11 protein-coding genes are annotated in these 13,506 nt (G+C 37.2%); 4 read left to right on the top strand and 7 right to left on the bottom strand.

The features are described 5' to 3' along the window. Positions 1-68 precede the first annotated feature (68 nt). Together V7L07_RS00055 and V7L07_RS00050 are read left to right on the top strand one after the other, a co-directional pair. Positions 69-5,495, top strand: coding sequence for a trifunctional serine/threonine-protein kinase/ATP-binding protein/sensor histidine kinase (locus tag V7L07_RS00055; RefSeq protein ID WP_335053901.1), 5,427 nt, complete (start codon positions 69-71; stop codon positions 5,493-5,495). An 861-nt stretch (positions 5,496-6,356) separates the two neighbouring features. Continuing rightward, a complete protein-coding gene (locus V7L07_RS00050) occupies positions 6,357-7,019 on the top strand; it encodes a nuclear transport factor 2 family protein (protein ID WP_335053898.1) in 663 nt (220 codons plus the stop codon). A 177-nt stretch (positions 7,020-7,196) separates the two neighbouring features. Here V7L07_RS00050 and V7L07_RS00045 read toward each other — a convergent pair whose 3' ends face one another. Beyond that, the gene (locus V7L07_RS00045; RefSeq protein ID WP_335053896.1) at positions 7,197-7,622 is read right to left on the bottom strand and encodes a (2Fe-2S) ferredoxin domain-containing protein; all 426 of its coding nucleotides are present in this window, start codon (positions 7,620-7,622) and stop codon (positions 7,197-7,199) included. A gap of 342 nt (positions 7,623-7,964) precedes the next feature. Between V7L07_RS00045 and V7L07_RS00040 the strand changes: the two genes are divergently transcribed. Then, complete coding sequence (locus tag V7L07_RS00040; protein ID WP_335053894.1) at positions 7,965-8,498, top strand: dihydrofolate reductase family protein; 534 nt, start codon at positions 7,965-7,967, stop codon at positions 8,496-8,498. Between the two features lie 109 nt (positions 8,499-8,607). Here the strand turns inward: V7L07_RS00040 and trxA are convergent, their stop codons facing one another. Then, positions 8,608-8,946 (bottom strand): thioredoxin, encoded by a 339-nt coding sequence (gene trxA / locus V7L07_RS00035; RefSeq protein ID WP_179065584.1) that lies wholly within the window; start codon positions 8,944-8,946, stop codon positions 8,608-8,610. 220 nt (positions 8,947-9,166) lie between these two features. Then, positions 9,167-9,478 carry a hypothetical protein gene (locus tag V7L07_RS00030; protein ID WP_335053938.1) on the bottom strand — a complete coding sequence of 104 codons (312 nt, stop codon included), beginning with the start codon at positions 9,476-9,478 and terminating at the stop codon, positions 9,167-9,169. Positions 9,479-9,684: 206 nt separating this feature from the next. Here V7L07_RS00030 and V7L07_RS00025 point away from each other — a divergent pair, with 206 nt between their 5' ends. Beyond that, positions 9,685-9,900 carry a hypothetical protein gene (locus tag V7L07_RS00025; protein ID WP_335053936.1) on the top strand — a complete coding sequence of 72 codons (216 nt, stop codon included), beginning with the start codon at positions 9,685-9,687 and terminating at the stop codon, positions 9,898-9,900. A 297-nt stretch (positions 9,901-10,197) separates the two neighbouring features. Here V7L07_RS00025 and V7L07_RS00020 read toward each other — a convergent pair whose 3' ends face one another. The 4 genes from V7L07_RS00020 to V7L07_RS00005 all read right to left on the bottom strand — a co-directional run bounded on the left by V7L07_RS00020 (position 10,198) and on the right by V7L07_RS00005 (position 13,485). Next, positions 10,198-10,518 (bottom strand): hypothetical protein, encoded by a 321-nt coding sequence (locus tag V7L07_RS00020; RefSeq protein ID WP_335053892.1) that lies wholly within the window; start codon positions 10,516-10,518, stop codon positions 10,198-10,200. Positions 10,519-10,789: 271 nt separating this feature from the next. Beyond that, complete coding sequence (locus tag V7L07_RS00015) at positions 10,790-11,368, bottom strand: Uma2 family endonuclease (protein ID WP_335053890.1); 579 nt, start codon at positions 11,366-11,368, stop codon at positions 10,790-10,792. 83 nt (positions 11,369-11,451) lie between these two features. Beyond that, positions 11,452-12,543, bottom strand: a complete 1,092-nt coding sequence (aroB, locus tag V7L07_RS00010; RefSeq protein WP_335053888.1) for a 3-dehydroquinate synthase — start codon at positions 12,541-12,543, stop codon at positions 11,452-11,454. Between the two features lie 222 nt (positions 12,544-12,765). Then, the gene (locus tag V7L07_RS00005; protein WP_335053886.1) at positions 12,766-13,485 is read right to left on the bottom strand and encodes a hypothetical protein; all 720 of its coding nucleotides are present in this window, start codon (positions 13,483-13,485) and stop codon (positions 12,766-12,768) included. Positions 13,486-13,506: the final 21 nt, after the last annotated feature.

The following is a 13,506-nucleotide window of genomic DNA, read 5'->3' as shown; positions in this document are numbered from 1 at the left end:
AAACTAGAACCCCTTGCATGACAAGACAGGGGGTGATGCTAATTTGATAACTTTATAGTCAAAAATCAATGCCAAATCGTACTGGATATCAAATCAACTCGACTCTCCACGAAGGAATTCAAACAATTATTTATCAGACACAAAGGCCAAAGACGCAACAGCGAGTTATCCTCAAGCTGCTTAAAAATGAATATCCGACTCTCGAAGCCTTTACTCGGATTAAAAACGAGTACCAAATTCAGCAAGGTTTAGACCATCCCAATATAGTTAAAGCTATCAGTCTAGAAACCTTTCAAAATCGTGTAGGACTGTTATTAGAAGACTTTGGTGGTCAGTCTTTAACTCAACTGCTACAAATAGAAAAACTCGATTTAATTAACCATTTAAAAATTGCCATTCAACTGACTAAAGCCTTGGACTATTTACATAAATACCAGATTATTCATAAAGATATTAAACCTAGTAACATCATCATTAACTCCCAGACAGGTATTGTTAAACTTGCTGACTTTGGTATCGCCTCTCGCCTCAATAAAGAAAATCCCCAATTTAATAACCCTAATTGCGTTGAAGGCACACTTGCCTATATGTCTCCTGAACAAACTGGGAGAATGAATCGCATTCTTGATTATCGCACTGACTTTTATTCTCTTGGTGTGACTTTATATGAAATGCTCACTGATAAAACACCATTTTTTAGCCAAGACCCCCTAGAAATAGTTTATAGTCACATTGCTATTCAACCGATAAACCCGCAATCATTAAATTCACAAATTCCTACCGCCGTCTCGGAAATTGTGATGAAGCTGATGGCAAAAAATGCGGAAGACAGATATCAAAGTGCCACAGGATTATTAGCAGATTTAGAATTATGTCTCAACCAATTAGAAACGAAGGGAATCATTACTGATTTTGTTCCAGGTCGTTTAGATGTCTTGAGTCAGTTATTAATTCCTCAAAAATTATATGGTCGTGAAGAACAAGTTAATGAACTGTTAGCTGCATTTGAGCGTATTACATCTGGAACTAGTGAAATGATGCTCGTCTCTGGCTATTCTGGTATTGGCAAATCAGTTTTAGTCAACGAAGTTAATAAACCCATTACCCGCAGACAAGGTTACTTTATTTCTGGGAAATTTGACCAATTAAAGCGGAATATACCTTATGCTTCTTTAATTCAAGCTTTTGCTTATTTAATGCGATATCTGTTGACAGAAAATAATGAACAAATAGAAATATGGCGTCAAAAAATATTATCAGCTTTAGGAACAAATGGAAAAGTCATTACTGATGTAATTCCAGAAGTAGAATTAATCATTGGTACACAGCCGGAAGTTGCCCAAATTGGGGCAACAGAATCACAAAATCGTTTCAATCATGTTTTTAAAGAATTTATCCAAGTTTTTACTCAAAAAGAACACCCATTAGTTATCTTTTTAGATGATTTACAATGGGCAGATTCAGCTACTTTAAATTTAATCCAACTGCTCATAACTGACACCGACAGCAAATATTTTTTATTTATTGGGGCATATAGGGATAATGAAGTTAGTTCAGCACATCCTTTAATCCAAAAAATAGAAGAAATTAAGAATAGTGGTACAGTTGTTAATAATCTTGTATTGCAACCTTTAAATTTAGAGAATGTAACTCAGCTAGTTGCCGAAACTCTCCAAGAAACAGAGGTAAACCAGAATGAAGAAATTGGAATTTTTAACAAGGAACTTATTAAATTAGCTGAGTTAATTTGTAATAAAACAGGTGGCAACCCATTTTTCATAACACAACTAATGCAGGTACTTTATCAAGAAAAGCTGTTAAGATTTGACTTTAGTAATGCTAAATGGCAGTGGAGTTTAGAAGATATTCAAGCAATTGGCATTACCGATAAAAATGTCGTTGACTTAGTTGCTAGTAGAGTTGAAAAGCTACCAAAGTTCACCCAAGAGGTTTTAAAACTAGCAGCTTGTGTGGGCGACAGATTTAGTTTAGATGTTTTATCGATAGTTAATGAAAAATCGCCTTCTTTGACAGCAAATGATTTACACTCAGCTTTACAAGCTGGATTAATTCTGCCTTTAAGTGAAGCTTATCGTATTCCTTTAGTTTTTAATCAAGAAGAAGCGGTTAATTTAAATTTTGACACTTCACGGGTAGGTTACAAGTTCCTGCATGACAGAGTACAACAAGCAGCATATTCGTTAATTCCAGAAGAACTGAAGAAATCTACTCACCTGAAAATTGGGCAATTGCTTCTCCAAAATATACCTAAAGAGGAAATAGAAGCTAATATTTTTGATATTGTCAATCAGTTGAATGTAGGTATTGTTAACCTGATAGAGCAATCTGAAAAAACTGAATTAGCACGATTAAATTTAATTGCCGGACAAAAAGCTAAAGCTTCTACAGCTTACGAAGCCGCACTTAAATACTTCACAAATGGGATAGAACTTTTAAGTATAGATGCTTGGCAAAATGAATATACCTTAACCATCGGTTTATATGAAGGAGCCGCAGAGGCAGCCTATCTAGGCGGTGATTTTCAGCAGATGCAAAAATGGGCTGAGGTGGTGCAGCAAGAAGCTAAAATTCTTCTAGATAAAGTGAAAGTCTATGAAGTACAGATTATCGCTTCTATCATTCAAAGCAAGCAACTGGAAGCTATTCAAATAGCAGTATCAATTCTGCAATTGTTAGGAATAAATTTTCCAGATGAGCCAACATCAACTGATATTCAGCAGGGGATGGATGAAATTGCTGCTTCTTTGAAAGGGAAAGCCATTGCAGACTTAATTAACTTACCATTAATGACCGATCCTAACAAGATTGCAGCCATGAGAATCTTAATGGGAGTTCTCCCTGCGGCTTTTCAAACTGCACCTGCAATGATGCCAATTATTGTTTGTAAAATGGTCAATTTGTCCTTAAAGTATGGCAATACAGCTGTATCTGCCTATGGTTATAGTCTTTATGGATTACTTCTTTGTGGAGTTCAAGGAGAAATTAATTCTGGCTATGAATTTGGAAAGTTAGCTTCTAGTTTGGTGTCACAATTTAATGCTGAAGAACTTAAGGCGAAGATTCTGACGGTTGTTAGTGCCCATGTTATGCATTGGAAAGAGCATGTTAGAGAGACATTAACATCATCCATGTCAGGGTATTCTAGCGGTCTGGAAACTGGAGATTTAGAATATGCTGGTTATTGTGGTTACATTTATCCCTATCATTCATTTTGGCTGGGTAAGGAACTTTGGGTTCTCGAACAAGAACTGATAGCTTATTGTGATTCGCTGAAAAAAATTAAGCAGCAAGTAGCTTTCACTTGGAACTCAGTATATTTACAAACAGTTCTGAACTTGAAAGGAAGTTTTGAAAATGTGGACTGTTTAATTGGAGAAGCATACAACGAGCAAAGTATGTTGCCAATTCATCAGCAAGTAAATGACCTTTACACAATTAACCATTTATTTGTGAATAAGCTAATGCTCTCTTACATATTTGGAGAGTATTTTAAAGCTGTAGAAAATGCTGCGATCGCAGAAGAATCTTTAGGTGGTGTTACAGGCTTGTTTGTTGTTCCACTGTTCTACTTTTACGATTCTCTAGCCCACTTGGCAATATATCATACTGCCCAAGAGTCTGACAAGCAAGCTATTCTAGAAAAAGTCCGAGCTAATCAGCAAAAGATGGAACTCTGGGCTACTCATGCTCCGACAAATCACTTACACAGATTTTATCTTGTAGAGGCAGAAAGATATCACGTTTTGGGTCAAAAACTTGAGGCAATGGACTACTATGAACACTCGATTGCCAAATCTCAAGAAAACGGTTTTCTCCAAGAAGAAGCTTTAGGTTATGAGTTAGCTGGAAAATTTTATCAGTCTCTAGGTAAAGAATTAATTCATCAAACTTACATAACTAAAGCTTATTATGCCTATATTCGCTGGGGTGCGATCGCTAAAGTTAAATACTTAGAATCCAAGTATGCTTTTCTAGTAGGACAAACTACTACGGTAGAAAACACTACTTCAAAAATGGATACAGTTCATCTTACCACTAACACTACTACCAATAGCAGCCTGAGCGATTTTCTAGATTTTAATGCATTCATTAAGTTTTCACAAGCGATTACCAACGAAATTGTTTTAGAAAATTTATTGGGCAAGTTGATCAAAATTTTACTAGAAAATGCTGCTGCCCAAAAAGCAGTACTACTCCTAGTTAAAGATAATCACTTATATATCGAAGCTTCTGGAAATGCTACTGACGAGGTGGTGACTGTCTTACGCTCTATTCCTGTTGAAACCTATCAGGATTTACCGCTCTCTGTGATTAATTATGTTTGCCGAACTCAGCAGTATCTTGTATTAAATAATGCAACAGTTACAGAACCATTTAACTTTGATATCTATATTCAGAAATCTCAAACAAAATCAATCTTTTGTTTGCCCATTATGTATCAATCACAGCTTACTGGTATTATTTATTTAGAAAACCAGTTATCATCAGGAGCTTTTGTTTTAGAAAGAGTAGAGGTATTAAAAGTCTTAGTTTCGCAAATGGCGATTGCTATAGAAAATGCTAGCTTGTATACAAGGGCACAAGATAAATCTAGGGAATTAGAACAATCCATAAAAGATTTACAAGAGGCGCAATTACAACTTATCCAAAGTGAAAAAATGTCTTCTTTAGGAAATTTAGTTGCAGGTGTAGCACACGAAATCAACAATCCCATTGGTTTTATTACAGGTAGTATCGCTCAAGCCAAAGATATTGTTAATGATTTAATAGATTATCTGCAACTATATCGAGAAAAATTCCCCAATCCTGGTATTGAAATTGAAGAAAAAGCCGAAGAAATAGATATAGATTTCTTGCTAAAAGATTTACCAAAAATGATTGATGGTATGACAGTAGGGACACAACGCATTCGTAACATTAGTACCTCTCTCCGTACTTTTTCCCGCGCTGATACTACCTCGAAAGTATTAGCTAATATCCACGAAGGTATCGATAGTACTTTGTTGATTTTACAGCATCGTCTAAAAGCCGATCATAATCGTCCTGCTATTACAATCATTAAACATTATACAGATATTCCATTAGTAAAATGCTATTTGGGACAATTAAACCAGGTGTTTATGAATATCCTTGCGAATGCAATTGATGCTTTAGAAGAAGCAAATATCGGTCGTGACTTTTTAGAGATTCAAGAAACATATCCTAACATTATTACTATTGAAACTAATGTGGCGATGGATAATAAAAATGTAGTAATTAAGATTCAAGATAATGCCAAAGGAATGGCAGAAGAAGTTAAAGCCTGCATTTTTGAGAATTTATTCACTACCAAATGTGTGGGAAAGGGGACGGGATTAGGATTATCTATTAGTCGGCAAATTATAGTTGAAAATCATGGTGGAGATTTGATTTGTGAATCAGTCTTGGGACAAGGAACACAATTTATAATTTCTATTCCCATTTTGGGAGAATAATTAACAATTCAAAATTCAAAATGACGCTCTCTACGAGACGCTAAAAGCGTAGCTTGCTTCCCTGTAAGGGTACGCAGACTCGCTCTAAGCGTTCGCGCAGCGTCTCTACGAGAAGCCATGCCGCAGGCTTTACGCTGCGCTAACAAAATTCAAAATTAAAGAAATTTCAGACGGGGATTTAGCGAGAAACGCGGTCTTGGGCTTTGCCCAAGTGGAGCGATTTCTCAAGACAAACCCCGACTGAAATGGGTACTACATCTAGATGTAGGGGTCTTAAACCCCTTAATTTACGATAAATTTTGATAGTTTTAGCCTCAGATTCTCGACTTCTCAAAGGAGTTAACTCATTTCCTGGCTTGAAGTCGGGGGGAAATCGAAGTCATTAGTCATTAGCACCAATGAATAATGACTAAATCGGCAGGCGGCTATCCCAGACACTCCTCTTGTTGGGATGGGATTACCGCCGATTTCCGTTGAGAATTTTATCACGAATCTTTTAGGATTGCTATAGTAATTCTATTTAGGACTTGCTGAAAATTGGTAAACTAAAATTCGTTTTGCTGTTACTAAAACTATGTAAGTGGTAACTTTATTACTTAATCAAATCAACACAAACTTAGTTGCAATTAACACCTATAACTTATTAATTAACTGTTATAACTAATTGTATACATCAAATCTTGTACGTACTAGCTTTATCATTCACTAGAAAATAGGTTTTCTAGCGAATATAAAATATCATTCCTAGCAAAATCTCCAAGCATTTTAGCCAGGTTTTGTTGGCTAAAATTATTAGTCAAAACTTTAGTTTTGGCTACAGTACAAGATGCAAAGATTGTAAATAATTAAGGGAGTAATCTTGTGGAAAAAAGAAGAGAAAATGGCGGAATAGTTTCCAAGGCTATTTCGTTTCTGTTAAATCGTATAACTTTGATTGTGCTTGCAGTTGCTCTTGTGCTGTTTGTTGGCGGTAAGTTTGAACTAGCAAGTGCATCTCAACCTAACGCGGAACTAGAAATTCAAAAATTAACATCCTGTTACTCGCTAGGAACTGACGCTATTGGTAGAGGAAATCTCCAAGAAGGCAAGAATATTTATCGGGATTGTTTTACTCAAGATGCAGTTCTCACTGCCATTTTCCCTGATGGGGCAACTCAAACAAGTTATGGGACAGATTCTTGGGCAGATTTTGTCTATTCAGTATTCCAAGGAAATGGTTATACAGCTACTCAACACTTGATGGGTACAATAAACATTTCAGTTGAGAATAATAAAGCAACGATGACCTCTTATCTCCATGCTACTCATAAACGTTCGGAAACTAGCATTGATGTCGCTAATGGCACTTATGAAGATCAAGTCGTTAACAGAAATGGACGCTGGAAAATTCGTAATCGTACCCTTAAACTCATTGATTTCTTGAATCTCAGTTCGCCAACTACTGCTTCTTCAAGCACTAATGCCCGAAGCACTAATTCCTCAGCTACCTTTGTAAGACCAAATATACCTCGTTTAAAAGACTAATTCTTCAAATCAGAATGGTATTAATACGGATTGGATAGTATTATTTACCTTCATAATAACCTGGAAAAGGGGTGAATTCTAAATATTCACTCCTTTTTTTTCACTTGATGGAAACATACTGCAAGATAAAATCCAGTTTGATATTCAATAATTTGCAGCTTTAGGAAACTTTTGCAGTCAGCCCTTATTCTGTTTGATGTATGAATAGAGAAGTTCGCGATCGCTCCGAGGATTTACAATTAAGCAGGGACTATTACCGTAACTTCCATTACTTACAAGCACAACAGTAACGCCTATTCGGGGACAAACTCCTAAACAACTGGTGCTAACCACCCGAAAATCACCCCATAATCCCTCAAATTTTAAACGCGATTTCAACCAATTTTCTAAGTCTTCGGAAGCTGTTGAGCCTGATTGCTCGTTTGTACATTGTGAACACACAAGCACCAAACCAGACTCCCATCGGGGAGAAACACTGGGAATAGAAGTCTCTAATGGGCGAGGGCGAGAATTTATTAAGGGCGATGGTTGCTGAGAAGTGGATGCAAACCTTTTGAGGATACGTTGGAGCAATATTTTAATACGCCGGAGCAATTTTTTCATGGACGACCCTACCTGTTTCTCTCAGTGAGAGAATAATCTAAGTTTCCCGTTTAGTCTGTTCTAGTAGATCAAAGCATTTATCAAGAGCGAGAAATTATTGCAGGTCGGTTTAAAAGATACAATCAAAAAACGTAAGTAATTGGGTAAGCTACCGCTATTTTGTGATATAAACCATCCAAGGCTAAAATACTGTAGAAGAAATCAGCCTGCGATCGTTTGCACTAATTGAGTGAAAACTACCAAATTCAGAAACACAATGACCGAAAACAACTTATGATACAAGCCCATAAATAAATTTAGGGGGATCATTAATTTTGAATTTTGAATTCGGAGCGAAGCGACGTGACGAAAGTTACACTCTACATTGCAGCTAGTTTGGATGGCTACATTGCTCGTAGCGATGGCGGAATTGATTGGCTATCAATCCTTGATACAGAAGGTGAAGACTTCGGTTACACTGCTTTCTACGAATCCATTGATGCGATCGCTTTAGGTAGCAAGACGTATGAAGTAGGGCTTGGTTTTGAACAATGGCCTTATCCAGAAAAAAAATCCTTCGTTTTCACCCAGCGCCATCTCCAATCTGAGCGTGAGGACGTTGTGTTTGTTTCTGAACCAGTAAAACAGGCACTAGCAACTATAGAGACTGAAGGTTTTAAAAATATCTGGCTAGTTGGTGGCGGAAAATTAATCAATTCGTTTCTTCAGCACAGCTTGATTGACGAATATATTATTTCAACTATTCCAACTATCTTAGGTGGCGGTATACAACTTTTCCCACCGCCTACCCCTGAAGAAAAATTGGAACTGATTAACTCAAAACAATATCCTAGTGGTTTAGTCCAGTCACATTACAGGCGACAAATCAAAAATTAAAATAATTCGTAATTATTAATGATAATATCTACAAATTACGCATTACCTTCGCGTAGCGTCTCGTAGAGAAGGGGAGACGCTAAGAGCGAAGATCGTCATTACGAATTATCTAAAGAAGTTTCTGAACAGCCGCGCTAAATTCTTCGTAAGGAGAAACCCCTACTATCGTTTCTGCTAAGATACCATCTTTGAAAATTAAAACTGCTGGAATACTCCGAAGACCGAATTTTTTGAAAATTGGCTTGTTACTGTCAACATCCACCTTAACGACTTTAGCGCGACCTTTGTATTCTTCGGCAAGTTGATTCATTAACGGACTGACTAGGCGACAGGGGCCACACCAAGTAGCAGTAAAATCAACAACAACAATTTTCTCTTCACTTCCATTTAAAACAACATCAAATTCGCTTTCTTCAACGTAACTAACTATGTCGGTATCAGTAGACATTTTTCAATTCCTTAGTATCAAACTAAAATCTCAGCAAAAAGCTAGCTATATAAACTATACTCCCTTCTGAGTATCAGATTCACCAGTTACCGACATTGGGAAATCCCCGCAGATAAGTAGCGTATACTTAATAACTTACAATTTTTGTAGGTAGAGTGCGTTATGCGATCGCACCCTACCAACCGAATCTAAAAACCTATGCCTTGAAGGTATAGAAGCCTCAATAGTCATCCTGTCGATCAAACAGTTCTAACAAACCAATTGTGCCGACAAAAAAAGTGTAAGTAGCATATTTTATTGGTATTTTTTGTCTTGAAGGTGCATAAAAAGCTGCTATAATGCCTTCGATAAAATGGCTGATCATGGCAAAACGCTCAATCCAAAAAATTGGATTCAGACTGCTTGGTACATTAGTATTGGTGATTACTGCATAAATATTCCACGATTCCAATCCAATTGCGCTTGTTATAAGCACTGTAGATATAATTTTTACAAAGATATAAATCTTTTTCTTGATAAACTTTAAGTCCATACTGTTCACAAAATAATGTTTATAGCGTTTCCTAGTCATACAAGGTACATCATAGTCCCCTCTGCGAAAACATCTGTGAGGGCATTGGGTGTGGAGTTCTTCTAGCTCACCAAGAACAGCTATATTTAAAAAATGACAAAAGTGTGGAATAATACATGGGTGAAAAATTTCACTGCACCCCATACATTGATCATAAAACTAAAGCTATGATTGCTCAACATTACAACTCAACCCATGTTGAAAATAATTTGCTTAAACAAATCAAAATTAAAGAAAATCAGCTAAAAATTGCACAAGAATCTGATATGCTCCATGTAGTAGAAGAATTACAGGGTCAACTATTAAAGCTACAGTCTCAATTATCAGAACCGCAAGATCAAGACGTTGAAGTTCAAGCGTTGATGGCTTTGCTAGACGATTAAAATTGTAAATTTGTGTTACAAATTTTCTTGAAAACACAAAACCTCTGTAACTCAGAAGCAGAACATATTGATTCTGATGTTTGGGAGTGTAGTTTATATGCTACATTTCAAGAATTAACATTACAAAAAATAGCGATTTCAAGAGTCATAAAAGGATGATGATTCTTACTTAGGAACGTGGATTAAATAAGATGCAAAACTTGATCCTATCTCTGCTTCCCTCTCCAATATATCGGAGAGGGATTGAGGGTGAGGTAAACCAAGGACATAAATTGTATGTTATTTAATTCTTATTCCTTAGATAAGACTTTGAGGTTTTTGCTGGGGATTTGGTTTTTTTATCTGCGGTACTGAATCAATCTTAAGAACAGGTTTAATTGAGCGCTGTTGTTCTTGCCTCAGAATTTGAATTTCTCTCTCAATTGAATCTTTTCCTTGCCTAAAAAAGTCTTGAGAACTATATGGAACCAAGTCACGGGATAAATGTTGGGCTTGTGCTGGAGTTAAACTAGGAACAGCTTGTTCAGCATTAGCAGAAGTCTGTATAGCCAGCAAAAAAGCTGTTGAAACCACCAAGGGTTTTATTTTTATACATCCGTTGGATATTAGGTTTAACATAATTGATACACCTGTTGCGTGAATCCTGCTTCAAACCATCTTGTATTGGTCTGACTATAAGCAAAGTACACTTATTGGGTTGCTAATTACCTCCCGCAAATGGGTGAATTAATCAATCAAACTATTAGTACAGCACAGCAAAAATCCAGCTACCATATCAATTCAGTAGCCAAGTTACTCAAGCAACTTGTTAAAACTAGGCAAACTTCCACCACTTGAAATTTCGATGAATCTTGAGAGCTAAAAAATTGTCCTAGATGCAAAAAATCTACTATTGAGCATCTAATGGTATTTTTGCCTTTTGAAACACCTGTTCGACCGTAAATTCCAGTCCCTCAAATAAAGAATCTGTGAGTAATTCTTCTCCCATATAAGTTTGTGGTGCTGCATCTGGATAAAAAACAGTAATGCTTCTGGCTTTACTATCTAATATCCACACCCGCAGCACCTTAGCATCTAAATAGTCTTTGGCTTTAGCCGCCATTTGCCCAAAGGTTTGTCCGGGTGAAATAATTTCAATTACCAAATCAGGAGGAACGGGACAAGCTTCGTTTTCATCCCAGTTAGCAGGTAAATGTTCATAAGAAATGTACAAGATATCTGGAATTGGCATCCAATCTCGTCCCCGACGGGTTAATGCAACAGCCCATTCTGGGCAAACTTCTCCTTTCCCTTCACAGGATTGCTCAATCAAATTGAGAAGGACACGGGTAAGTTTTGCGTGAAAAAATTTTGGTGACATTTTAGGAATTGCTTGACCATCAATGAGTTCATAGGTGATATCTCCCTCACCTGATGGAAGATTTAAGAACTCTTGCAAGGTCAATTGATTCTTGGCTTGGAGTATCATGGCTCAATAATTCGTAATTCGTAATTCGTAATTGAAGAACATAGCAACTAATGTTTTATTCTGACTCCTGAATTCTTCTTTGTTCACATTTCTCGCAAAACTTGCCGAATAATATCCGATGGCACTTCGTCGGTAACTGTTACTACACCAATCTCTGTTGGTAAAACGAACCGCACTTTCCCAGCTTTGACTTTCTTATCTAACTGCAACGCCTCAATAATTGCTTCAATATCTACCCCAGTTGGTAATTGAGTCGGTAAACCCGCTTTTTGAATTAAAGCATTTTGACGTTCTGTGTCAACATTTTGCCACATTCCCAATTCCACAGCAATTTGACCGGCTGCTACCATCCCAATAGCCACTGCTTCACCGTGATTTACTAGGCGATAACCAGTCAAACTTTCCACTGCATGACCGATGGTATGTCCATAGTTGAGAATCGCCCGTAATCCCCCTTCTTTCTCATCTTTGCTAACAACATCAGCTTTAGCTTGACAAGAGCGCGTTAATATGGTGGTTATTAGCTCAGGTTTGACATAGCGGAGTTGGTCGAGGCGTTTACTTGCTTCCAACTGGGCAAACAATTCGGCATCCCAAATCACACCGTATTTAATAACTTCTGCCATCCCTGCCCGAAACTCGCGCATAGGTAGAGTTTTTAACACATCTGCGTCAATCAGAACTAAGCGCGGTTGATGGAATGCCCCAATCAAGTTTTTGCCGTGGGGATGATTCACGCCAGTTTTGCCACCAATTGCCGAATCTACCATTGCCAACAAAGAGGTAGGAACTTGGACAACATTAATACCGCGTAGCCAAGTTGCAGCCGCAAAGCCAGTCATATCACCAATTACACCTCCGCCCAAAGCCACCATAGTCGCAGAACGTTCTAGGCGGTTTTCTAAGGCAATATCATAGAGTTTTTGGATGGAATTGAGGGTTTTGTAGCGTTCCCCAGGTGGTAGGGTGCAGCTAGCAACTTCAAATCCAGCAGATTTTAGGGATGCGATCGCTCTTTCGCCAAAATGTTTAAAAATCGTCGGATTAGAAACCAGCAATACCTTCTTGCCTAGCTTGAGACTAGCCATCTGTTGACCGAGTTGATCTAAACTCGAAGGTGCGATGGCAATCTCATAAGACTGCCCTGGTAAATTTACATTAATTACAGAACTCATTGCCCAACCCCTAACAAGCGCCCGTGGGCTGTATTCTATCGCAATCTGGGAGCAGAGGGGAAAGAGGTAATTTTAATTCTCTCCCTTGCACCATGCCCGAATGGTACTAAGAAAAGGAGAACAGTGACCTTGTATCTGATAATAAGGAGTTAGCCATAAGTGCCATTTGGGTTTTATGTAGAAAAAATAGTTATAGCCGACCTGAGACTTAGTAAATTTGGACTATATGACACTTAATAAAATTCGGATTAACCAAAAAATTACTACATCGGAGATTAAAACTATGGCTAACTTTATCAGTGAAAAGTTATAAAATATAAAGAATAAATTGACTATTATAATGACTAGAAAAATCAAACGAGTAGCAAAAGGTGAAATTCTTGATAAAATTTGAAACTTAGATATTTCTGCTTCAGATTTCAGTCCTTCGGGTTGAGAAATGATGCCTGTCAAAATATACTTAATAATATTGGTATGATTACTCTCCTCTAAAGGTTTTCCATGATCTCCATTAAAATAACAAAATTCTTGCAATCGTATATCTCCCATCAAAAAACCATCAAATCCTCCAGTTCCAATATCTGCCATTCCTACTCCTCGTAAACCACTACACAGAATTCCAACTGGCCAATCAAAAGAGCTACGGGCATTGCATAGCTTCTCTACTTGACCCTTGTCAAATATCTTTTTCCAAGGATATTCTTTTGGTAAAACACTACCAGCCAAGTAAGCTCGTTTGAACTTCATTCCAGGTACTTTCTTCAAACTTTCCCCTAGAATATAAGTCCCATTACTGTGTCCAATGAAATGAAAATTTATATTGGGATACTTAGCAAAATAGTAGCTATATTCATCTAGAAACCAAGCAATAAGTAGGTGGTTACAATTAAATATAAGATAGAGAAGGTCTAAAAAACAGGTACTACAAGATGTCTGCTCCATTGCGAGTTAGATTAACAGATT

The organism is Nostoc sp., from assembly GCF_036916985.1.
Classification (GTDB): domain Bacteria; phylum Cyanobacteriota; class Cyanobacteriia; order Cyanobacteriales; family Nostocaceae; genus Nostoc.
Note: the sequence above shows the minus strand (reverse complement) of the source record. Positions and strands in the feature narration are given on the sequence as shown.